15 protein-coding genes and 1 pseudogene are annotated in these 22,367 nt (G+C 71.7%); 6 read left to right on the plus strand and 10 right to left on the minus strand.

What is annotated here, in order from left to right; all coding sequences use genetic code 11:
* Positions 1 to 164 precede the first annotated feature (164 nt).
* Positions 165 to 770, plus strand: a complete 606-nt coding sequence (locus tag NQU55_RS18640) for a mycothiol-dependent nitroreductase Rv2466c family protein (protein ID WP_168094921.1) — start codon at positions 165 to 167, stop codon at positions 768 to 770.
* Here NQU55_RS18640 and NQU55_RS18645 read toward each other — a convergent pair.
* On the minus strand, positions 763 to 3,645 hold the full coding sequence (locus NQU55_RS18645; protein ID WP_256790861.1) for an NACHT domain-containing protein: 2,883 nt from the start codon (positions 3,643 to 3,645) through the stop codon (positions 763 to 765). The two genes, NQU55_RS18640 and NQU55_RS18645, sit on opposite strands and share 8 nt — an antisense overlap.
* A 239-nt stretch (positions 3,646 to 3,884) precedes the next feature.
* Entirely contained in the window at positions 3,885 to 4,958 is a 1,074-nt protein-coding gene (locus NQU55_RS18650) for a hypothetical protein (RefSeq protein ID WP_256790862.1), read from the minus strand.
* 223 nt (positions 4,959 to 5,181) lie between these two features.
* Here NQU55_RS18650 and NQU55_RS18655 point away from each other — a divergent pair, with 223 nt between their 5' ends.
* Genes NQU55_RS18655 through NQU55_RS18670 form a run of 4 tightly spaced genes read left to right on the plus strand, consistent with a single transcriptional unit; the run spans position 5,182 to position 10,341 of the window.
* The gene (locus NQU55_RS18655) at positions 5,182 to 7,413 is read left to right on the plus strand and encodes a HAMP domain-containing protein (protein WP_240976432.1); all 2,232 of its coding nucleotides are present in this window, start codon (positions 5,182 to 5,184) and stop codon (positions 7,411 to 7,413) included.
* Positions 7,414 to 7,417: 4 nt separating this feature from the next.
* On the plus strand, positions 7,418 to 8,716 hold the full coding sequence (gene pgsB, locus NQU55_RS18660; RefSeq protein WP_168093454.1) for a poly-gamma-glutamate synthase PgsB: 1,299 nt from the start codon (positions 7,418 to 7,420) through the stop codon (positions 8,714 to 8,716).
* On the plus strand, positions 8,713 to 9,195 hold the full coding sequence (locus NQU55_RS18665) for a poly-gamma-glutamate biosynthesis protein PgsC/CapC (RefSeq protein ID WP_168093453.1): 483 nt from the start codon (positions 8,713 to 8,715) through the stop codon (positions 9,193 to 9,195). The genes pgsB and NQU55_RS18665 overlap by 4 nt, the downstream gene beginning before the upstream one ends.
* Before the next feature lie 39 nt (positions 9,196 to 9,234).
* Positions 9,235 to 10,341: a C40 family peptidase gene (locus NQU55_RS18670; protein ID WP_168093452.1), complete on the plus strand. Its 1,107-nt coding sequence runs from the start codon at positions 9,235 to 9,237 to the stop codon at positions 10,339 to 10,341.
* Positions 10,342 to 10,516: 175 nt separating this feature from the next.
* On the opposite strand, the gene NQU55_RS18675 is transcribed toward NQU55_RS18670, so the two are convergent.
* Positions 10,517 to 11,611 carry a PLL family lectin gene (locus NQU55_RS18675; protein ID WP_168093451.1) on the minus strand — a complete coding sequence of 365 codons (1,095 nt, stop codon included), beginning with the start codon at positions 11,609 to 11,611 and terminating at the stop codon, positions 10,517 to 10,519.
* Positions 11,612 to 11,753: 142 nt separating this feature from the next.
* On the opposite strand from NQU55_RS18675, the gene NQU55_RS18680 reads away from it, so the two are divergent.
* On the plus strand, positions 11,754 to 12,140 hold the full coding sequence (locus tag NQU55_RS18680; RefSeq protein WP_168093450.1) for a PIN domain-containing protein: 387 nt from the start codon (positions 11,754 to 11,756) through the stop codon (positions 12,138 to 12,140).
* Positions 12,141 to 12,174: 34 nt separating this feature from the next.
* Here the strand turns inward: NQU55_RS18680 and NQU55_RS18685 are convergent, their stop codons facing one another.
* The 7 genes and pseudogenes from NQU55_RS18685 to NQU55_RS18715 all read right to left on the minus strand — a co-directional run bounded on the left by NQU55_RS18685 (position 12,175) and on the right by NQU55_RS18715 (position 22,160).
* Positions 12,175 to 13,683, minus strand: a complete 1,509-nt coding sequence (locus NQU55_RS18685; RefSeq protein WP_168093449.1) for an amino acid permease — start codon at positions 13,681 to 13,683, stop codon at positions 12,175 to 12,177.
* A 345-nt stretch (positions 13,684 to 14,028) separates the two neighbouring features.
* Positions 14,029 to 15,996, minus strand: a complete 1,968-nt coding sequence (dxs, locus tag NQU55_RS18690) for a 1-deoxy-D-xylulose-5-phosphate synthase (RefSeq protein WP_256790863.1) — start codon at positions 15,994 to 15,996, stop codon at positions 14,029 to 14,031.
* A 446-nt stretch (positions 15,997 to 16,442) separates the two neighbouring features.
* On the minus strand, positions 16,443 to 17,774 hold the full coding sequence (locus tag NQU55_RS18695) for a sugar ABC transporter permease (protein WP_168093448.1): 1,332 nt from the start codon (positions 17,772 to 17,774) through the stop codon (positions 16,443 to 16,445).
* 182 nt (positions 17,775 to 17,956) lie between these two features.
* Positions 17,957 to 18,772, minus strand: a pseudogene (locus NQU55_RS18700) (ATP-binding cassette domain-containing protein); the annotation flags it as partial.
* A gap of 11 nt (positions 18,773 to 18,783) precedes the next feature.
* Complete coding sequence (locus NQU55_RS18705) at positions 18,784 to 19,890, minus strand: substrate-binding domain-containing protein (RefSeq protein ID WP_256790864.1); 1,107 nt, start codon at positions 19,888 to 19,890, stop codon at positions 18,784 to 18,786.
* Positions 19,891 to 20,151: 261 nt separating this feature from the next.
* Positions 20,152 to 21,351, minus strand: coding sequence for an ROK family transcriptional regulator (locus tag NQU55_RS18710; protein WP_168095620.1), 1,200 nt, complete (start codon positions 21,349 to 21,351; stop codon positions 20,152 to 20,154).
* Between the two features lie 302 nt (positions 21,352 to 21,653).
* Positions 21,654 to 22,160, minus strand: coding sequence for a hypothetical protein (locus tag NQU55_RS18715; protein WP_206329951.1), 507 nt, complete (start codon positions 22,158 to 22,160; stop codon positions 21,654 to 21,656).
* Positions 22,161 to 22,367 lie beyond the last annotated feature (207 nt).

The raw sequence follows: 22,367 nt of genomic DNA on the forward strand, positions 1-22,367 counted from the left end.
CGCGCGTGCGAATACCCACCCGCACGAAGAAGAGGGCGGTCGAAGACGTCGAGCGGCGACGCAGGGAGCACCTCCGCAAGGGCGCAAGCAATAGGCATTGGCCCACGATCCGCGCGGGGAAGTGGACCTATCCGCCGGTCCACTCCCCCCGTAGGCTCATGGTCATGACACACAAAGTGGACTTCTACTTCGACCCCGTCTGCCCGTTCGCCTGGATCACCTCCCGCTGGATCCTGGAGGTGGAGCGTCACCGCGACCTCGATCTGCGGTTCCGCGTCATGAGCCTGTCCGTGCTCAACGAGGGCCGCGCCGATCTGCCCGAGCGCTACCGGAGACTGCTCGACGTGGGCTGGGGCCCGGTGCGCGTGTGCACCGCCGCGGCACAGGAGCACGGGGAGGGCGTACTGCGCGACCTGTACACGGCGCTGGGCACGCGGATTCACAACGGCGGCGGCGAGCCCTCCGACGAGCTGATCAGGAAGGCGCTGGCCGACGTCGGCCTGCCGGAGTCGCTGGCCGAGGCGGCGCACACGACGGAGTACGACGAGGCGCTGCGCAAGAGCCACCACGAGGGCATGGACCCGGTCGGCGAAGAGGTCGGCACGCCGACCATCCACGTCGACGGGGTCGCCTTCTTCGGGCCCGTCCTGACCGCGATCCCGCGGGGCGAGGAAGCCGCCCGGATCTTCGACGGCGTGCGGCTGCTGGCCGGTTACCCGAACTTCTTCGAGCTCAAGCGCACCCGTACGGGAAGCCTGGACTTCAGCTGACCGGGCTGCCGGCCGGGCTGGCGACCGGGCTGGTGTGATCGGCCGCGCCCGCGAGGCGCTGCTGGAGCCGCAGGTGGCGGAACTCGTAGTGCGCGCCCGACTGGCGCAGCACCCCGCGCCGGTGGGCCTCTTCGAGGAAGGCCATGAGCCGCCACGGCGCACGGCCGGTGACGGCCAGCCAGATCCGGGCCGTCAGCAGACGGCCCCAGGCGCTCAGCGCGAGCGCGGACGTGCCGACGGGCACCCACAGTTCGGTGTGCATGGTGCCCAGCGCGCCGCCGCTCCCGACCACCGGGATCAGTGCCAGGCAGATCCCGCCCGCGAGCACGGCGGCGATGGCGCTGCGCGCCGCGGTGGCGGCGCGGTCGGTGCGCAGGGTGCTCTGCGGGCCGGCGGCCCGCAGGGTGTCGGAGGGGGTGCTCAGGGCGCGGTAGACGCCGGAGGCGCAGCCTCCGATGGCGCCGATCAGCACGCCGAATTCGGCGAGCGGGACGACGACGTCGGCGATGACGGCCGGCGTGCTGCGGTACGCGAGCCACCGCCGGACACCGGGCGGCAGTTCGGACACCACGTTCCAGGCGTCGGCACGGGGGCGGCCGGCCGTGATGAGCACCGGTCCGCCGCGCTCCATGCGGATGCGGACCGGCTGGTGGAAGGGTTCGGGCGTGCGCCCGTTGTACGCGATGCCGGCGTGACGCGGTACGGCGAGCGGCATGATGCGGGGGCCGCGGGGCAGCAGCTCGCCCGCGTACTGCTTCCGGGACTCGACGGTGCGGATGCCGTCGGCTGCCACCCGGACGTACCAGCCGTCGATCCGCTGGCCGTTCCCGAGTGAGGGAGCGGAGCGGACCTCGTACGCCGCGAACGCCCCCACGATGCCTCCGACGACCGCGGAAGCAGCCACTCCGATGAGTGAGCAGACGAGGAACCCGCGCAGGAGACCGGTCCCGAAGCCGCGGAGAACGGCGGCGGGGCCCGCGAACTGGGTTGCGGCCCGCTCGGCGTGGCGCAGTCCGGCCAGGAACAGGAGCAGCCCCGCCGCGAGACAGGTCATGGCCGGTACGACCAGCCGGACGGTCAGGAGGACCGTCCCGGCGACGGCGAGGCCGCCCGCCAGCGCTCGGACGGTCCCCAGGCCGCTCGCGCTGCCGGCCCACGGCAGGCCCAGCGGGGGCGGGCGCCGGGGCAGACCGGCGACGGCGAAGAGCATCGACAGGATCAGCCCGAAGGCGCACCCGTTGAAGAACCAGACGGGCCGGGGCGTGATCGCGTCCCCCAGCCTCAAGCCGAAGAGCGGTGGCGCCAGGAGTCCGGCCACGACGGCGAGGGGTGCGGCGACGGCGATCAGCGTCACCGCCGTGCGGGCCAGCCGGCGCGGCCCTTGCGGCGTGTCCGCCCGCGCGGGCAGCAGGCAGGCGAATCCACAGCACAGGCCCGCGAAGATGCCCGTGAGGTGGAGGACCATCGACAGGGGGCTGTCCCAGTTGCCGACGACCCCCTTGCCGTACCAGGCCAGCGGCACCAGCAGCGCGGCCGTCGCGAGGAGGGCCGTCAGGGCGGGGCCGATCACGCGCAGAGCCCTCGGCATCGCGTCCGGCAGCTCCCACCAGGCGAGCCGCCACGTGCCGCGCCGGCGGTCGTGGCCGTCCGGGGCGTGCCGGTCCGGGGCGGGGCCGTCCAGGCCGCGGGCGAGGCGGCGGAGCCAGCGGTGGGCCGCGTCCGGCCGCCAGGTGCTTCCGGGCGCGTCGCCGAAGGCCGCCGGGACGAAGGCGTCCAGCAGGTGTTCCTCGATGCTCTCGGCCGTCGGGAAGCGCCCCGCGTCCAGGAGTTCGGCCGGATCGCGGGAGGTGTCCCCGTAGACGGTGCGGGCAAGGGCCACCATCAGCGGCGTGCCCAGCACCTCGGTCAGCGGCCCCGGGGGCACCGCCCGCAGCACCGGCGTCCACGAGGTCGAGCCCCGGCCGTCGGGCCGCGCCGTGCGCTCCAGGTAGGTGCGTGCCGTGCCGAAGTCGAGCCGTCGCAGCTCCACGACCTCCGCGGCGGTCAGGACGTCGCCGGCCTGCACGGCGCGGCTCCAGGCGGTGGTGCGGGAGGTGAGCAGGACGGGCAGCCGGTCGTCCAGCTCCGCGTTGAGCCGCCGCAACGCCTCGCCCTGCGCCGGCGGGGAAAGCTCGTCGAAGCCGTCGAGCACGGGCAGGATGAGACCGGATGCCAGCAGCTGGTGGGCCAGGATGGAGTCTCCGGCCGAGACGGTCAGCGTGCGGTACTCGGCGGACAGCCGTTCGGCCAGCCATTCGCGCAGGGTGAGGGACTGCGGATTCCACCCGGCGAGCGGGAAGAGAACGGGCACCGGGCCGCCCGGCTCGCGGGCTTTGAGCACGTCGAGGACGAACTGCACGGCGAGGATGCTCTTCCCCGCCCCCGGGCCGCCCAGGACCACCAGCCGGTGCGACGGCACCGCGGCGAACGCCTCGGCGATCCGGCTGAGCTGCTGGTCGCCGTCGCGCGGCGGGGGCACCGGCCGTCCCCTGTGGATGTTGTCCTGGTGGTCGGCGAGGGGCGGGCCGACGCGCGACCAGCGGACGTTCAGCGGTTCCGGGTCCTGGAGCCTGCGCAGCTGCGCCTCCGCCGCCCACTGGCCGCGTACGGCTTCGGCGAGGGCGTCGGCCGCCTGCCGCCCCCGGTCGCCCTGGTTCGGGGTGCCGTCCCGGAAGCCGTTCAGGAGATCGGCGACGAAGGCGCACGCCGAGACGACGGCCGAGACGACGGAGATCCACGTCGCCGTCCCGGGGCTTTCGACGTCGCCGCGCCACAGCACGACGGCCAGCGTGACCAGGGCCGCGCAGGCCAGCCCCAGCCCGATGCGCCGTTGCACGCGCGTCCGGCGCAGTGGCACCCCCGGCCCCATAGGCTCCCACCCCCCGCATCCGCATCCTCCCGCCCCGGTGGGCGGCACCGGCCGCCCGGGCGGCCCGCCGTCCGGTACAGGAATCAGGTAACCCTTTCCCCACGGCCACCGGGGCGAAAATCACCGGAAGGACACCCGGCAGGGCGACCGCGGGGCCGCTCGGCGCAGCGAAGCACGGGCGGAGCGAACCGCCGCGGCGCGGGCCGTCAGCCCCGCCCCGTCCCCCAGCGTCCGGCCACCTCCGCCAGCGCCCGCACCGCCTTCGCGATCAGTGCGTCGTCGTCCCGGATCCGCCGGTTGTGCTCCACGTGCACGAACGGCACGCCGGCCTCGCCCGCGTACTCGCCCTCCACGTTCGTACGGCCTTCGAGGCGGCCGCAGTAGCGCTCCCAGACCTCGCACACGCGCATGCCCTGCGCGCGGTAGGCGGCGGCGAGGCCGCGGGCGGAGGGGAGGCCCGCCTCACCGCTGCCCGGGGAGACGACGACGTCGTGCTCGGGCAGGCTGCTGTCGGCGAAGCCGTGGACCTGGAGGGCCGGGAGGCGGCGGTCGGCGAGGGCGTCGGAGACGGCGGCGAAGACGGAGTCGCGGCGGTGGGCGACGTCCGCGGCGTCCGGGCCGTCGCCGGAGTCCGCCGCGCGGTGGGCGCCGGCCAGGACGAGCACACCGCCCGGGGTGCCGCGCAGGAGCCCGATGCCGAGCTGTTCGGTGCGCTGGTCGGCGGAGGGGTGCGGGACCTGGACCTGCCAGCGGACCGGGCCGCGCAGGTCGACGTAGACGCGGCCCCAGCCGCGCCGGACCTCGCCCTCCCGCGTGGCGTCGGCGATCTCCGCGTACCGGGTGCCGCTGCTGTCGACGAGGTCGCGCACGGCGTAGCCGACGCCGCTCAGCCGGCGCCCGGCCGCGGCACGGTCCCCGTCGAGGAGGGCGCGGACGCCGTCGGCGACGGCGCGGCGCTCGCGCTCGGTGGGGATGCGGTAGCTGCCGTCGGCGGTCATGCCGTCGGTGTAGTCGGTGATGCGCCGGGCGAGGTCGACGGTCCCGGTGGCGTGGGGATGCGGCGCGGCCCTGCGGGACCTGGTCGTGTCCTTGCGGCCGTCCCCGTCCCCGGCCGACGGGCCCCCGCAGGCGGCCGCCCCGGCCAGGAGCGGGGCGCCGAGCAGCGCGCAGAGCAGCGCCGTCCGCACGGCGCGGGCCGCACGGGAGGCGCGGGCCGCACGGGCCGTACGCGCGATGCGGACCGTGCGCTCGCTGCGGGCGGTCTCCGGCTGGCCCGTCATGCCGGCAAAAGTACCCCGGAGCCGCACGCCTTCCCGCCTTTACTTCAACTGCACCCGATACGCACGCACATGAAGGACATGTCGTTGAGATTTTGTCAATACTTTAGCTTCCACTTAGGATTCTGCAGTTCCCCTTAGCCCATCCTGATGAGCGGCAAGCAGAACAAGGTATTCCGCCGTCCCGGGCAGCATGCCGTGCCGCGGCCGAAAGGAATACCCAGGAATGCCGCCCACCGCACCGCGCGGCGCGCGTCGGCGCAAGATACGCCGGCGTGCCGACATGCCCCTGCTCGGCGGCGCCCGCCCGCCGATCGCCGCGCTCCTGGCGCTGCTGCTGCTGGTGGCGGGGGCGACCGCCCTGGTGCTGGGCGACCACGACCGGACCGCCGTCGACAAGGCCGTGCTCAGTTCGCAGCAGCGGGTGGCGGAGGACGGCGCGCTCGCGCTGCGGGCCTCCCTGGACGAGAGCGTCACCGACCTCCAGCGCGCCGCCGCGCTGTTCACCGGGCCCCAGGCCGTACCGGCCGACACCGTCCTGGACAAGCTCGGCAAGGTCTACAACAAGTGGCGCGGCCTCGCGGTCATCGACCCCGCGAGCGGCAGCCTTCTCGCCGCCCGTGGCGAAACGATCCCTCTGGCCGACGCCGTCAAGGACGGGTCGAGCAAAAACGCCGATAACGGGAACAAGAGCGACAAGGACGGCGGCCTCGCGCCCCGGCTCGTGAAACTTCCCTCCGGCGAGACCCGCATGCTCGTCACCGCCGCCCTGCGCGACGGCGGCAAGCTGCGGCTGCTCGTCGCCTCCGGCACCCTCAACGTGCCGGGGATCTCCACCGGCGAGAACCGCTCCCTGCTCGTCGTCGACTCCGCCGGCACGGTCCTCGCCAAGGACGGCCCCTCGATCACCCGCACGGCGTGGGCCAAGCGCGCCGCGAAGACGGCCGCCACCGCCTTCGGCAAGACCCCCGAGCCCGGCGGCCACCCGGGCGCCAGCGGCAACCTCATGGGCGGCCCGGACAAGAAGCACCGCACCGCCGTGGGCTACGCGGCCGCGGGCCGCTCCCCCGGCGAGACCAGCCCCGCGGGCGGCCTCGGCCTGTCCGTGGTCACCTCCGTCAAGGTCACCGAGGACGCCAAGGCCGTGCGCACCCAGGCCTTCGGGCTGGTGGCCGCCGCCGTCCTGCTCGTCCTCGCCGTGCTCGTCACCTGGATCCTGGTCCGCACGGTCCAGCGCCCGCTGATCCAGCTGTACCTGGAGAGCCGCAGGATCGGCCGCGGCGAGCTCGACCGGCCGGTGCGCAGGTTCCGCGGCCGCGAGCCGGCCCGGATCGGCGCCGCCCTGGAGAGCCTGCGCGGCCAGCTGCTCGGCGGGCGGCCCACCCGCACCGGCCGGGCGCGCGGCGGCTTCGGCACCCGCGCCACCGTCATCGTCTGCGGCGTCGTCCTGCTCGCCTGGGCCGCGCCGCTCATGCTGCTCCTCAACCGCGCCGGCAGCGGCGTCACCGTGCCCAAGCAGCTCGTCGAGGACCAGCGCCGGCGCACCGACACCGCCGCCGACCGCGTCCGCAAGGCGCTCAACGAGGGCTGGGCCGACGTCGCCTCCGTCGCGCAGATCGTCGGGGCGGGCGGCGGCAAGGACGACGCCGCCGACAAGGCCGTCCTGCAGACGACGCTGCGCGAGCACCCCCGCTACCGCTCCGTCTACGTCCTCGACGCCGACGGCAAGGTCCTCACCCGCGCCGGGGCCTCCCCGCGCCACCCGGGCGGCCGGAAGCCGTACGCGGACTCCGTCGCCCAGCTCAACACCTCGGGCAAGGAACCGGCGGTCGCCGCGTACGCGGCCGTGCCCGGCGGCAAGGGCCGCACCGTCGTCGGCGAGTACGACCCGCAGTTCCTGATCTCCATGGTCACCCGGCCCGGCCTCGGCCAGGTCTGGCTCGTGGACGACAAGCACCGCATCATCGCCGCCGACCGCCAGCACGGCTTCCGCGCCTTCTCGAAGCTGCCCGGCCGGCACCTGGACGCCCTCGCGTTCAAGGCGCGCAAGGCCACCAACGGCACCGCGCTGCTGCACCGCACCGGAGACGGCTCCTCCCTCGCGGCCGCCGCGCCCTTCACCGGCGGCGGAGCCGTCCGCGACCTCGGCTGGCAGGTCGTCAGCGAACAGCCGGCGTCCTGGCTGGAGCTGCCCGAGTACACCGCGCAGCGGCACACCATGCTCGCCGGACTGCTCGGCGTCACCGCCGCCGTCGCCTGCCTGGGCTGGCTGCACATCCTCGTCATCCGCCCGCTGCGCAAGCTCGCCGACCAGGCCGAGGCCCTGGCCGGCGGCGACCGCAGGACGGTGCTGTTCCCGCAGCACCACGACGAGGCGGGCGCGGTCGTCCGCAACCTCGAACTGATCCGGCAGCAACTCGCCCAGAAGCAGCCGGCGCGCCCCTCCGGAAGGAACTGACCCGGTGCTCTTCCTCTACACGGTCCTGGTGATCTGCTGCGCGATCGTCCTGGTCGCGGGCGTCGTCGAGCAGCGCCGCCACTTCACCAACCTGGACATGATCCCCACCCGGGTGCTGATCAACGGCATCCGCGGCAAGAGCTCCATCACCCGGCTGTGCGCGGGCGCGCTGCGCGGCGGCGGCCTGGTCACGGTCGCCAAGACCACCGGCACCGCGGCGCGCTTCATCCACCCGGACGCCACCGAGGAGCCCGTCTACCGCAAGTTCGGCATCGCGAACGTCGTCGAGCAGATCGGCATCGTGCGGCGCGCCGCCGCGTACCGGCCGCACGCGCTCGTCATCGAGTGCATGGCGGTCATGCCGGCCCTGCAGGAGGTCAACCAGACCAAGCTGATCCGCTCCACGATCGGCGTCCTGTGCAACGTCCGCGAGGACCACCTGGCGGAGATGGGCCCCACCCTGGACGACGTGGCCCGGTCGCTGAGCCGGTCCATGCCGCACGGCGGCATCTGCGTCACCGCCGAGCGCGACCGGCTGCACATCCTGCGCGAGGAGGCCGGCAAGCGCGACTGCCGGCTGATCGCCGTGGACCCGGAGACCGTCACCGACGCCGAGCTGCGCGGCTTCAGCTGGTTCACGTTCAAGGAGAACGTGGCCATCGCCCTGGCCGTCGCCGAGCTCCTCGGCGTCGACCGGGCCACCGCGCTGCAGGGCATGTACGACGCGCCGCCGGACCCCGGCGTGCTCTCCGTCGAGCGCTACCTCACCCCCGACGGCAAGCCGTTCCGCTTCGCCAACATCTTCGCGGCCAACGACCCCGAGTCGACGCTGATGAACGTCGAGCAGCTGCTGAGCCTCGGCGCGATCGAGCGCCCCCTGCACGTCCTCATCAACTGCCGCCCCGACCGCGTCGAGCGCAACGGGCAGATGGGCGAGCTGATCCCCCGCCTCGAACCGGAATCGGTCTTCCTGATCGGCCACCCGACGAAGAGCGCCGCCGACGCGATCCCCGCCGAGTGGCGCTCGAAGATCGTCGACCTGGGCGGCGACCGCCGCGATCCGGCCGAACTGGAGCGGGAGATCCTGGACCGGCTCGGCCCCGGCGCCTCGCTCATCGCCATCGGCAACATCCACGGCCAGGGCGAACTGCTGCTGGAGCGGCTGGCGGAACTGCCCGCGGACGAGACGCCGCAGACGTCGCAGACGTCGCAGACTCAGCGGCCGGAGGAGCTGAGTCCGCAGCGGGAAGAGCCCCCGGTGTACGTGCCGACCTACATAGATCCCACAGGAGACTTCCGTTGATCCCCGCCGTCCTCACCCCGGAGATCGCCGCCATCGGGATCGCCCTCGGCCTGCTGTTCTCCCTCGTCTGCTACCTCACGACCAACCTCTCCCCCGGCGGCATGATCACCCCCGGCTGGCTGGCCCTCACCCTCGTCGAGAGCCTGCAGCGCGCCGCCATGGTCGTCGGCATCACCGTCCTGACGTACCTGTGCACCCTGCTGCTGCAGCGCTACGTGATCCTCTACGGCAAGCGCCTGTTCGCGGCGGTCGTCCTGACCGGCGTGGTGCTGCAGGCGACGCTCTACGTGATCCTGCAGCAGCAGTTCCCGCTGATGTACGCGAACCAGACGCTGGGCTTCATCGTCCCCGGCCTGATCGCCTACCAGCTCGTGCGCCAGCCGCGCGGCGCGACCCTGCTGGCCACCGGCACCGTCTCCCTCGCCAACTACGTCGTCCTGACCGCCGGCATCCTGCTGGGCTTCATGCCCACCGCCTGAGCCTTCCCGACCCGACCCGACCCCACGGAGCGCAGCCTCATGACGAAGGACCGGAGCAAGGGCCGGACGACGAGCCCGAGGAAGGGCCCGAAGAAGGGCCCGACCGGCCGCCACGCCGTCCACACCCTGGTCGTGCTCGGCCTGCTCGGCACCAGCGCGTACCTCACGGTCGAGCTGCGCGAGAAGCAGGACGTCGACGTGCCGCCGGTGCAGTCCGTCGCGGGCTCCGGCGCGACCACCGGCAGCAAGCCGGCCTCCGGCGAACGCCGCTTCGAACGGCTGGCCAACCCCGCCCGCACCGTCGTGCGCGCGGCCGACGGCGGAGTGCTCGGCACCTTCACCGACGGCGCCCGCACCGCCGTCCTCACCGGCGCCGGCCGCACCTTCACCGAGCCCAAGTACACCTCGGCCAAGGTGACCACGGACAGCTGGGTGCGGCTGCTGCCGGAGGCCTGGAAGGAGGGCTCCGAGAAGTCCGCCTGGTTCAAGGACTGGTTCAGCAAGTCCCTGGGCAGCAAGGAACCCGACATCTTCGCCTTCGCGATGGAATACCTCGAAGGCGCCCCGCAGAAGAAGGACGCCCAGGGCATCCCCTACTCCGGCGACGCCCAGTTCGGCCCCCCGAACCCCAACGGATCCGCGGCCGGCGACATGCGCCTGGAAGAATCCGACTTCTACGACTACCTCGGCATCCCGTACCGCTTCCGCGACGGCACCGTCGAACGCCCCGAACCGGCACGCTTCCGCGCCATGGACTGCTCGGGCTTCATCCGCACCGTCTTCGGCTACCGCGCCCGCTATCCCCTCATGGCCAAGGACATCAAGGGCGACGGCCTCCCCCGCACCGCCAACGGCATGGCACGCCTCTCCCCCGGCGTACCCGTCCTGGAACTCACCGGCAAGCGCCCCGACGCCACGGACCGCCTGCAGCCGGGCGACCTGGTCTTCTTCGACATCGACAAGCGCACCGGCGAACGCCTGGACCACGTCGGCATCTACATGGGCCTCGACACCGACGGCAAACCCCGCTTCATCTCCAGCCGCGAAGAGGCCAACGGCCCCACCTTCGGCGACAAGGGCGGCACGGCCCGCCTGGACGGCAACGGCTTCTACGCGACGGGGCTGCGGAGCGCGAAGCGGTTGTAGGGGGCGGGCACGTCGGGCTTGCAGCGCCGGTCGGCGCGGCTTGCTTCACAGGCCGGTTCCGGCACCACCATCAAAGCCCGTCCGGCGTTTGAGGACGAGCGCGTTCAGCGCGATCCGGGGGCCCGGGGGCTTGCCCCCGGTTGGGGAAGGGGCGGGTAGGGGATGCCCCCGCCCCCTACACCCGCTCCCAGGCCCCCAGCGCCAACCCCGCCGCATCGCCCCGCTGCCGAGCCACCCGCAAGTGACCGTCCATACCGAGCACAGCAACCGTCACCCGCCCCGCCGCATCCAGCGCCAGCGCCGGCGCCCCGGCGAACTCCTCACCGGTCTCCGACCACTGCGCGGCCAGCACCTCGTCCCCGCTGGGGCACACGGCGACGGCCGGCAGGCCGGAAGCCGCCCGCTGGGCCAGGACCGTGCACTCGTGCCCGTCGAGGACGGCGTGCAGCACGGCGACCGCGCCGCTGCCGGTGCCACCGACCGAGGCGGTGGCGGGCTCGGCGTCGGCGTCGCCGCCGGCCTCGGCCGCGGCCGCGGTCTCCGCCGCCAGCGTGTGCAGTTCGCCGTCGACGGCGTCACGCCAGAAGTGGGTGATGCGGTCCTCGCCGGTGACCCCGGCCGTCGCCGAGCAAGCCCCCGGCTTCGCGGGGACGTTGCGCACGCGCCGCACGGGCCCGCCCGGCTGTTCCTGCCGCCATCGCAGCACGAATTCGGACGCGGGGGCGAGCAGTTCGATGCGCCCCGACGGCGTCGCGGAAGCGGTCAGGCCGTCGAGGACGTGACTGCCCTTCATGTCGGTCCAGGGGCCCCAGATGCCGCGGGCGTCCTGCCGGCGGCCGCAGACGCCGCCGCCGGAGTTGCGGACGAAGACCTGCAGGCCGGTGGAGTCGACGGCGGCGGTGGGAACGCCGAGCTGGGCGGAGCGCTGCCGGTCCGGGCCGTGGGGCGAGCCGATCGACCGCCAGTTCGTGGGCGGGCGGCCGGGCTGGAACTGGGTGGCGTACACGATGTCGGTGTCGACCTCGCCCGCCTCGGTCTCGCGCTGCCGCACGCCGACGAGGTACACGTAGCCCTGCGGGCTCTGCGCTATGGACAGGCACGCCTCCAGGCCGGGCACCGCGAGCAGCTCCGGACCCGTCCACTCGGGGCCGCCGGGCCGGGTCTCGGTCCAGCGCACGACACCGCCCTCGGCCGGTGCGTAGGCCGTCAGGCGGCCGTCGCTCCCCCTCAGTAGCCAGCCGGTGACCGGGGTGGCCGTACGCACTGCCATGACTCGCTGCCAGCCTTTCTCGCATGCGGCTCTCGCACTCGGCCTCGGTCGCGCTGCGCTCGGAGCCCGTTTGTCGACCCTCGACAATAACATCGTGGCCGGTCAGGGCCTCCGCCCGCAGTTGGCGTGCGAGGCTGTGGGCATGAGCACCCTCCTCCCGGTCCTTCTGGTCGTGGACTCCGCGAACGTCGTCGGCTCGGTGCCGGACGGCTGGTGGCGCGACCGCCGTGCGGCCACCGAAAGGCTCCGGGACCACCTCGCGGACCGCGCGGCGCGGGGCGAGGGGGAGCTGTTCGCGGGCACCCCCGAGGTCGTCCTCGTGGTGGAGGGAAAGGCGCGGGGCGCCGGCCCGGTGCCGGGCGTGCGGATCGAGGAGGCCGCGGGGAGCGGTGACGACCGGATCGTGGAGCTCGTGGCGGCCCGGGAGCCGGGCCGCCGGTGCGTGGTCGTCACCGCCGACCGCGCGCTGCGGGCCCGCGTGACCTCCTGTGGAGCGGAGGTGGCGGGCCCGAGCGCGGTGCGTCCGTAGAGATCCGTAGAGACCTGTGGAGAAGGCGAGCGGGCTACGGGACGCGGCTGTGCTGCCGCCCGTACACGAAATAGACGACGACGCCGACGACCATCCACACGGCGAACCGCACCCACGTCTCGGCCGTCAGGTTGAGCATCAGCCACAGCGAGGCCAGCACCGACAGGACGGGCACCAGGGGCACGAGCGGGGTGCGGAAGGCCCGGGGCAGGTCCGGCCGCGTGCGGCGGAGGATGATGACACCGAGGGCCACGACGACGAACGCGAAGAGCGTGCCGATGTTGACGAGCTCGGCGAGGACGTCGATCGAGGTGAACCCCGCGAGCACGGCCACGACCACGCCGAGCAGGATCGTGGACCGGTAGGGCGTGCCGTAGTGCGGGTGCACGCGGGAGAAGATCCTCGGCAGCAGCCCGTCGCGGCTCATCGCGAAGAACACCCGGCTCTGCCCGAGCAGCAGGATCATGCAGACGGTCGTGAGGCCGACGGCCGCGCCGAAGCTGATGAGCCCGGCCCAGAACGGGTGCCCGGTGGCCTTGAAGGCGTCGGCCAGGGGCGCGTCCGTGGACAGCTCGGTGTACTTCTGCATGCCGGTGACGACGACGGACACGGCCACGTAGAGCAGCGTGCAGATGGCGAGGGAGCCGAGGATGCCGCGCGGCACGTCGCGCTGGGGGTTGCGGGTCTCCTCGGCGGCGGTGGCGACGATGTCGAAGCCGATGAAGGCGAAGAAGACGACGGCGGCGGCCGAGAAGATGCCCATGACGCCGAAGTTCGACGGGGAGAAGCCGAACATGAGCTGGATGAGCGGGGCCTGGATGTCGCTGCCCGCCGTGGTGCCCTGGGATTCGGGGATGAACGGGTCGTAGTTGGAGCCGGTGATGAAGAAGGCCCCGACGACGATCACGATCAGGACGACGGTGACCTTGATCGCGACCACTACGGCCGTCACGCGCGAGGACAGCTTCATGCCGAGGACGAGGATCGCCGTCAGCACCAGGACGAGGATGCAGGCGAGGAGGTCGAAGCCGAAGCGGCCTTCGTGCGTGCCTTGCAGGACGACGGGCAGATGCCAGCCCGCGTTGTCCATCAGCGACTGGATGTAGCCGGACCAGCCGACGGCGACGACGGCACAGCCCAGTGCCAGCTCCAGGATCAGGTCCCAGCCGATGATCCAGGCGGGCAGTTCGCCGAGGGAGGCGTAGGAGAAGGTGTACGCGGAGCCGGCGACCGGCACGGTGGAGGCGAACTCCGCGTAGCACAGCGCCGCGAGCCCGCAGACGATGCCGCCGAGAACGAAGGCCAGCGCCACCGACGGGCCGGCGTTCTCCTTGGCGACCTTGCCGGTGAGGACGAAGATGCCGGTGCCGATGACGACGCCGACACCGAAGACGGTCAGGTCGAAGGCCGTCAGGGACTTCTTGAGGACGTGCTCGGGCTCCTCGGTGTCCCGGATGGACTGCTCCACCGATTTGGTCCGGAAGATTCCGCGCTTGCTCTTGCCGCGGGGCTCCCCGAGAGGTTGCTGTTCGCTCGTGCTCATCGGCCCACCTCCACCTGTCCACCTGCTCGCGTGCTCACCATGAACTGAGCGAGTGTCCGCGATGATCCGGGCCGGGCAGGGGCCTGACCGGCCACCCTCAACAGGATTCACCCGATGGGACGCACCGGACCATATGCAGACGGACCGGTCGGACCACCCGGATAGGTGGACCGACCGGCCCGGAAGAGCCGCCCCATAGGGGCGCGGGGAACTGCACGACCAGCCACACACGGCCGTCGGCCGGCCGACCAGCCCGCGCGCCCGTAAGGGGCGCGGGGAACTGCGCGACCAGCCACGCACAGCCGGCAGCCAGCTGAGGCAAAAGACCCGGAGCGAAGGCGGAGCCTAGTCGCGCGCCGGCTCCACCGCCGCCTCAGAGGCCGCCGGGGCCGCCTCAGGCACCGGGGCCGCCCCGGGCGCATCCTCCAGCCGCCCGTCGAGCTTGGCGACAAGCCCGGTGACCTGACGGGCGATGTCCGGCGCGGTCAGCCCGATCTCCGCCATGACCTCCTTGCGGGAGGCGTGGTCGAGGAAGCGCGGCGGGATGCCGAAGTCGCGCAGCGGCAGGTCCACGCCGGCGTCGCGCAGCGCCTGCGCGACCGCCGAGCCGACACCGCCGACGCGGCCGTTGTCCTCGACGGTGACGACGACGCGGTGCTCGGCGGCCAGGCCGGGCAGCGCCTCGTCGACCGGCTTGACCCAGCGCGGGTCGACCACGGTCGTGGAGATGCCCTGCTTGTCGAGGAGGTCGGCGATCTCCAGGCACATCGGGGCGAGCGCGCCGACGGACACGAGGAGGACGTCCGGCCGTACGACGCCCTCGGCGGGGCGGCGCAGCACGTCCATGCCGCCGACGGTGCCGACGGCCTCGACGGCCGGGCCGACGGTGCCCTTGGAGTAGCGGACGACGGTGGGGGCGTCCTTGACCTCGACGGCCTCGCGCAGCTGGGCGCGGACCTGGTCGGCGTCGCGCGGGGCGGCGATCCGCAGGCCGGGGACGACCTGCAGGATCGACATGTCCCACATGCCGTTGTGCGAGGCGCCGTCGTCGCCGGTGACACCGGCGCGGTCCAGGACGAACGTCACGCCGCACTTGTGCAGGGCGACGTCCATGAGCACCTGGTCGAAGGCGCGGTTCAGGAACGTGGCGTAGACGGCGAAGACCGGGTGCAGTCCGCCGGTGGCCAGGCCGGCCGCGGAGGTGGCGGCGTGCTGCTCGGCGATGCCGACGTCGTAGACGCGCTCGGGGAAGGCCTTGGCGAACTTGCCGAGGCCGACCGGCTGCATCATGGCCGCCGTGATGGCGACGATGTCCTCGCGCTCCTTGCCGAGCTTGACCATCTCGTCGGCGAAGACGGAGGTCCAGCTGGCGCCGCCGGAGGCGACGGGCAGGCCGGTGTCGGGGTGGATCGCGCCGATGCCGTGGAAGCGGTCCGCCTCGTTCTGCTCGGCGTGCTTGTAGCCGCGGCCCTTCTGCGTCAGGCAGTGCACGAGGACGGGGCCGCCGAAGCGCTTGGCGCGCTGCAGGGCGGACTCCAGGGCCTCGATGTCGTGGCCGTCGATCGGGCCGACGTACTTCAGGCCCAGGTCCTCGAACATGCCCTGCGGGGCGATGAAGTCCTTCAGGCCCTTCTTCGCGCCGTGCAGCGTCTCGTACAGCGGCTTGCCGACGACCGGGGTGCGCTCAAGGATGTCCTTGCCGCGGGCCAGGAAGCGCTCGTAGCCGTCCGTGGTGCGCAGGGTGGCCAGGTGGTTGGCGAGGCCGCCGATGGTGGGCTCGTAGGAGCGCTCGTTGTCGTTGACGACGATCACGAGCGGGCGGTCCTTGGCGACGGCGATGTTGTTCAGCGCCTCCCAGGCCATGCCGCCGGTGAGCGCGCCGTCACCGATGACCGCGACGACGTGGTCGTCCTTGCCCAGGACCTGGTTGGCCTTGGCGAGGCCGTCGGCCCAGCCGAGCACGGTCGAGGCGTGGCTGTTCTCGATGACGTCGTGCGCGGACTCGGCACGCGAGGGGTAGCCGGAGAGGCCCTCCTTGGCGCGCAGCTTCGAGAAGTCCTGGCGGCCGGTGAGCAGCTTGTGGACGTAGGCCTGGTGCCCGGTGTCGAAGAGGATCTTGTCCTTGGGCGAGTCGAAGACCCGGTGCATGGCGATGGTCAGCTCGACCACGCCCAGGTTCGGCCCGAGGTGTCCGCCGGTCTTGGAGACGGCGTCGACGAGGAAGGTGCGGATCTCCGCGGCGAGCCGGTCGAGCTGCTCCGGGCTGAGCCGGTCCAGGTCGCGCGGTTCCCTGATGCGGGTCAGCAGGGCCACCCGTGCCTCCTCTTCGTCGAGCTGTCGGCTTGTAGAAACATGTAGAAGTCTTGAGAACCTCTAGATCCGTCGAGTCTAATGTTCCGCCCGCAGTGGCGATGAACGGGTGATGCGACCTGAGTCACCCGACCGGACGCATGAGCGACCCGGCGGCGCGACAAAACGCCTCATAGGACGTGGTCCGGCTGCACAGCCGTGCCCCGAAGGGGCGCGGGGAACTGCGCGACCAGCCACGACGCGCGGGCAGACGACGACGGGCGTGCACGCCCGCACGTGCGCGCCCGTACGACGAAGAGGCTCGTACGACGGAGAGGCTCGTACGTACGGGTACACCCGTCGGTACACCCGTACGGCGGGCGCACCCGTACGCAAGGGCACCGCCGCCCGCAGACCCGGGTGGTCGGCGGACGGCGGTGCCCCGCAGGGAGAGAGCAGCCCGCAGGGGCCTACGCCCGGCCGGCCGTCTTCTGCGTCCGCCGGGAGACCGAGTCGATCACGACGGCGGCCAGCAGCACCGCTCCCGTGATCATGTACTGGACCGCCGAGGCGATGCCCAGCAGCGCCATGCCCGACGCGATCGACTGGATCACCAGCACGCCCAGCAGGGCGGACCAGGTCTTGCCGCGCCCGCCGAAGAGGCTGGTGCCGCCGATGACGGCCGCGGCGATCGCGTTCATCAGCAGGCTGCCGGCCCCGGAGGACTGGTTCGCGGCGTTGATCTGCGACGCCAGGAACATGCCGCCGACGGCGGCCATCGTCCCGGAGAGGGCGAAGACGGAGATCCGGACCGCGGCGACGTTGATGCCGGCGCGGCTGGCCGCCTCCACGCTGCCGCCGAGGGCGAAGACCTTCCGCCCGTACGCCGTGCGGCGCAGCACGAGGTCGAGCGCCACGACGACACCGAGGAAGATCACCACGGCCAGCGGCAGGCCCTTGTACTGGTTGAAAAGCCAGGCCACCACGTAGGCGGGCACGGCCAGCGCCACCGTGCGCAGCACGATCTCGCTGAGCGGCCTGCTGGGCACGCCCGCGGCCTCGCGGCGCCTGCTGTCCCGGAAGGACACCAGGAAGAACGCGGCCACGGCGAGCGTCGCGAGCCCGTACGCGGCGGCGATGTCGGTGAAGTAGTGGTTGGTGAGACCGGCGACGATGCCGGAGTCGTCGAGGTTGATGGTGCCGTTGGAGCCGAGCACCTGGAGCATGAGGCCGTTCCAGCCGAGGAGGCCCGCCAGGGTGACGACGAAGGCGGGTACGCCGATCCGGGCGAAGAAGAAGCCGTGCAGGGCGCCGATGAGGGTGCCCGAGAGGATCGCGAGGACGAGGGCCAGCCACTCCGGCATGCCGTGGCTCACGTTGAGCACGGCGAAGACGGCGGCCGCGAGCCCGCTGACCGAGCCCACGGAGAGGTCGATCTCGCCGAGGATCAGCACGAAGACGATGCCGACGGCGATCAGGCCGGTGCCGGCGGCGGTGACGAAGAGGTTGTTGAGGTTCTCCGCGCCGAGGAACGCCGGGTCCCGCAGCTGGAAGACCAGGGCGATGACGATCAGGCCGACGATCACGGGGAGGGAGCCGAGCTCGCCGCTGCGGAGCTTGCGGAGGAACTCGCCCCAGTAGCCGGCGAAGCCTTCCTCGCGGACGAGGAGACGGGGGTCGACGGCGGGGACGGCGTCGTGGGCGGGGGCCTGGCCGTTTCCGTTGCCGTTGCTATTGGCATTGCCATTGCCGTTGGCGGGCGGCTCGGTGGACGACGTGGACGTGGGCAGCTTGGTGGTCATGCGCCCGCCTCCTTCTCGGGCTGGTCGGCGTGATCGGCCTGGCCGGCGCGGTCGGCGTGATCGGCCTGGCCGGCGCGGTCGGCGTGATCGGCCTGGCCGGCACCGGCAGCCTCGGCGGCCTCGCCGGCACCGCCGGCCTTCGCAGCCTCCGCGGCCTCCGCCGCCTCCGCCGCCCCCGCCGCCTTGGTGGCCTCCGCGGAGCGGGCCCGGCGCCGGGTGACAGCGTTGTCGGTGGCGCCGGTGATCGCGGAGATGATCTCTTCCTGGGTGGTGCTCGCCACCTCGAACGTGCCGTTGTTGCGGCCGAGGCGCAGGACGGCGACGCGGTCGGCGACGGCCTTCACGTCGGCCATGTTGTGGCTGATGAGGATGACGCCGAGGCCGCGCTCGCGCAGCCGCTCGACCAGGTCCAGGACCTGCGCGGTCTGCTCGACGCCGAGCGCCGCGGTCGGCTCGTCGAGGATGACGATCTTGGGCTCGCCGAGCAGCGAGCGGGCGATGGCGACGGTCTGCCGCTGCCCGCCGGAGAGCGAGGCGATGGGGATACGGACGCTGGGGATCCGGATGGACAGGGTGGAGAGCAGCTCACGGGCGCGGCGCTCCATCTCGACCTCGTCGAGCACCCCGGCGCGGGTGATTTCGCGGCCGAGGAAGAGGTTGCCGACGACGTCGAGGTTGTCGCAGAGCGCGAGGTCCTGGTAGACGGTCGCGATGCCGAGCTCCTGGGCGGCGTGCGGCCGGTCCACGGTGACCGGGCGCCCCTCCCACTCGACGACCCCGTCGTCGGCGGGGCCGACGCCGGCGATCGTCTTGACGAGGGTGGACTTGCCGGCGCCGTTGTCGCCGACGAGGGCGACCACCTCGCCGGCGTGGATCTCCAGGTCGACGTCGGTGAGCGCCTGGACGGCACCGAAGCGCTTGGAGATCCCGCGCAGGGCGAGAACGGGGGTGGCGCCGGACCGGGCCGTTGCGGCCGTGGTGGCGGTGGTGGCGGACATCTGCGGAATCCCTACTTGATCCCGGCGGAGTCGCACTGAGCCTTGTACTTCTCAGTGCAGATCTCGTCGCGGTTGAAGAAGCCTTCCTGACCCACGTACTTCCCGATGTCGGCCTTGGTGAGCGCGAAGGGGGTGACGATGATGGAAGGAACCTTCTTCTGGGTGCCGCTGTCGACGGTGCTCTTGGCGATTCCGTCGAGCGACTTCCCCTTGGCGAGCGCAACGGCCATCTCGGCAGCGGCGTCGGCCTCGGGCTTGTAGGGCTTGTAGACGCTCATGAACTGCTCGTCGGAGAGGATCCGCTGGACGGCGGAGAGCTCGGCGTCCTGGCCGGTGACGGGCGGGAGCTTTTCGAAGCCGGCGCTCTTGAGGGCGGTGATGATGCCGCCGGCCATGCCGTCGTTGGCGGAGTAGACGCCGACGATGTTCTCCTTGCCCAGCGAGGAGATCGCGCCCTTCATGTTCTCGTTGGCGTTCTCCGGCTTCCACTCCTTGGTGTCGTACTCCTTTCCGACCTTGGCCTTGCCGTCGAGCACGGAGTGGGCGCCGTCCTTGTACATCTTGGCGTTCGGGTCGGTGACCGACCCGTTCATCATGACGATCTCGCCCTTGGACGCGTTGTCGCCGAGCTCCTTGAGCAGCGACTCGCCCTGGATCTTGCCGACGCGCTCGTTGTCGACGGAGGTGTACGCCTTGATCGGGCCCTCGGCCAGACGGTCGTAGGCGACGACGGGAATGCCCTTGTCGTTCGCCTTCTTCACCGAGGAAGCTATCGACTTCGCGTCCACCGCATCGACGATCAGCGCGTCGACCTTCTTGGTGATCATCGTGTCGACCTGCTGCTGCTGGACGGAGGCGTCCTGCTTGGCGTTCTCGTAAAGGACGACGGTGTCGGCGCCCGCCAATTCCTTGATCTTCTTCTCGATCAGCGGCTTGTCGAAGCGCTCGTAGCGCGCGGTCTGGTTCTCCGGAAGGAGGAGCCCGATGGTGAGCGGGCCCTTCGTGTCCTTCTTGGTCTCCCCGCCGCCGGCCTCCTTGGCACTGCCACAGGCGGCGAGACCGGCCGCCATCGACATGGCCGCCACGGCCACGGCTGCACGACGCAGATGCGTGTTCACTTGCAGAAACCTCCCTGACGAGGCCGCGTCGTTGCGGCCGAGGTGGCTGGAAGTCAACTCGGCCGCAAAGGGGCCGTCAAGAAGTAAATCCTTAACGAGATGGCAACGGTGCCATTCGTTATCTACGTGAACTCAAGGAGGAGCTTGAAGCGGCTTGACCCAAAAGTGGGATGAAGCCGCCGGGAACCGGCTGGAACGACTGGAACGACTGGAACGACTGGAACGACTGGTACCGAACTCGGGCGAGCCTCAGGCGGGGCCTCAGGAGGGCAGCGGAGCACCCACCGGAGCATGCCCCTCCAGCAGGGTGGAATCACCCATCTCGCTCAGCACTAGGGCGAGCGCACCGAGCACCTCGGCGCGACCGCCGAGCGCACCGGGCACGACCTCCAACTGCCGTGCGGCGCTGGGGATCGCGTAGCGCGAGACGGATTCGCGGATCGGCGCGAGGACGAGCTCGCCGGAATCGGCGAGGTCGCCGCCGAGCACGACGCGGCGGGGGTTGAGGAGGTTGCAGAGGTTGGCGACACCACTACCAATATGCCGCCCGACGTCCGAAATCACCCGTCGACATCCGGGGTCGCCTTCACGGGCGAGCTGGACCATGCGGGTGACGGTCAGATCGGTGCCGTGGGCCGAATGGAGCAGGGGAAGGACATAGCGGGCAGCCGTAAAGGTCTCAAGACACCCCCGGTTACCGCAGCGGCAGACGGGCCCGGACTCGTCAAGCGTAATATGCCCGATTTCACCCGCAGTGCCCCCGGGCCCGCGATAGATCTGCCCATTGATGACAAGCCCTGCACCCACACCGCTGGCGACCTTGATGTAAGCAAGATCGGCAGCCCCGCGCCCGGCCCCCCACACGAGCTCGCCGAGCGCGCCAAGGTTGGCGTCATTGTCCACATGAACGGGCACCCTGAGCCGCTCCGCGAGCTCATCCCGCGGATTGGTCCCGGCCCACCCCGGCAGGATGGCGGTGGACCCCAGGGTCCCGGTCTCGACGTCGATGGGCCCGGGCACGCCGAGCCCCACCCCAATGATCTTGGACGGATCGATCCCGGTCCCCGCGATCAACCGCCTGACCAGCCGCTCGGCCCGCTCCAGCCCCTGCGCGGCGGACGCGTCCACATCCAGCGGCTCGGCATCCTCGGCAAGCACACGCTGGGCAAGGTTCCCGACCGCGACCCGCAGGTGGGTGTGCCCGAAATCCACCCCGACGACGATCCCGGCGTCCCCGGACAGGGACACACTCCGGGCCCGCCGCCCCCCGGAGGAGGTGGGCGTGACCTCGACGGTCCCGCCGTCCTTCAGCTCCCGAACGATATTGGAGACGGTAGCGGCCGACAGCCCGGTAGCCCGGGCGATCTCGGCCTGCGTGAGCGACCCCGCCCTGCGCACCGCGCGCACGACCCGCTCGAGGTTGGCCCGGTGCAGCGACGACTGCGACCCCGGAGTCTCCACGCCCATCCACTCCCGCCTAGCCGGACACGGCACGCCGGCCGTCCCCTCAACCGGACCACAACACTGGAGCCCGGCCATCCATACAACATATGAACCCTAAGCAGAGCCGTCCGCCCCAGACCCCGTCAAGCCCTTGAACCGCATCGAGAGCTCCATTGGGAGCCAGTAGGTCCACCCTCCCCCGAAAAGGAAAAGGTGGACCTAATCTCACTATGCACCGCATCCAGCCCCGGGTGACACCCGGTCCCGGCACGAGCCGGGGCGGCGGCCACAGCTCAAACCGGAGCAGGCCGGTCCCGTGATCAGCCGGTGACGCGAAGCTCGACCAGTGTGGTGGCCGGACCGGGCACCGGTGCACCGACGCCGACCCCCACCGCGTCGTTCTTGCTCAAGACGACGGGCTCCTGATCCTTGCCGTCCACCCTGAGCTTGGCTCGCACGGCGACGTCGCCGGTCATGATGCTGTAGACGCTGGGGACTTGCAGCTCGAGATAACCGGTCTTACCAGTTCCGGCGACCTTGAAGCAGTACACGCCCGGTTCACTCTGCCCGGGGTGGTTCACCGAGGTCAGGACCTGGATTTGCCGCGAGACCTTGCAGTCGACGAGCAGGATGCGACCATCCCCCTTACGGAGCGCGATGCCCTGCTCCTGGAAAATCTTCGCCGCGTTCGGGTAGTCGAAGTTCTCCACCGCGAACGGAGGCGTGGCGTCGTCCGTAGCAGCGGGAGTGGGTGCAGCGGCAGCGAGACCCGAAGCCGAGATGCCGGCGATGACGGAGCCGGCCCCGATGGCACCGGCGATCAGCATGCGACGCGCGCGAAGTAACACCAAGGAATCCTTCCGATGGTCACGCATCGGCGGAGGCCGTGCGTAACGGCGAAATAAAGACAACTGCGCGGGAACCTATCACCCCCACCGACTTTGCCTGCATCTGACGGTTCCTCAACTTGATTTTCCCGGCAATCCAGGGGTTTACCGCCGGTACGCAAAGTCGTGAACATGACACACCTTCCC

The sequence above is a fragment of the Streptomyces telluris genome (assembly GCF_024519335.1).
GTDB classification, from domain to species: domain Bacteria; phylum Actinomycetota; class Actinomycetes; order Streptomycetales; family Streptomycetaceae; genus Streptomyces; species Streptomyces telluris.

Excerpts from the sequence above, each read along its gene's own strand:
- NQU55_RS18640 (WP_168094921.1), top strand. The coding sequence starts at position 165 with ATGACACACAAAGTGGACTTCTACTTCGACCCCGTCTGCCCGTTCGCC.
- NQU55_RS18650 (WP_256790862.1), bottom strand. The coding sequence starts at position 4,958 with ATGACGGGCCAGCCGGAGACCGCCCGCAGCGAGCGCACGGTCCGCATC.
- NQU55_RS18655 (WP_240976432.1), top strand. The coding sequence starts at position 5,182 with ATGCCGCCCACCGCACCGCGCGGCGCGCGTCGGCGCAAGATACGCCGG.
- NQU55_RS18670 (WP_168093452.1), top strand. The coding sequence starts at position 9,235 with ATGACGAAGGACCGGAGCAAGGGCCGGACGACGAGCCCGAGGAAGGGC.
- NQU55_RS18675 (WP_168093451.1), bottom strand. The coding sequence starts at position 11,611 with ATGGCAGTGCGTACGGCCACCCCGGTCACCGGCTGGCTACTGAGGGGG.
- NQU55_RS18680 (WP_168093450.1), top strand. The coding sequence starts at position 11,754 with ATGAGCACCCTCCTCCCGGTCCTTCTGGTCGTGGACTCCGCGAACGTC.
- NQU55_RS18685 (WP_168093449.1), bottom strand. The coding sequence starts at position 13,683 with ATGAGCACGAGCGAACAGCAACCTCTCGGGGAGCCCCGCGGCAAGAGC.
- NQU55_RS18695 (WP_168093448.1), bottom strand. The coding sequence starts at position 17,774 with ATGACCACCAAGCTGCCCACGTCCACGTCGTCCACCGAGCCGCCCGCC.
- NQU55_RS18715 (WP_206329951.1), bottom strand. The coding sequence starts at position 22,160 with ATGCTGATCGCCGGTGCCATCGGGGCCGGCTCCGTCATCGCCGGCATC.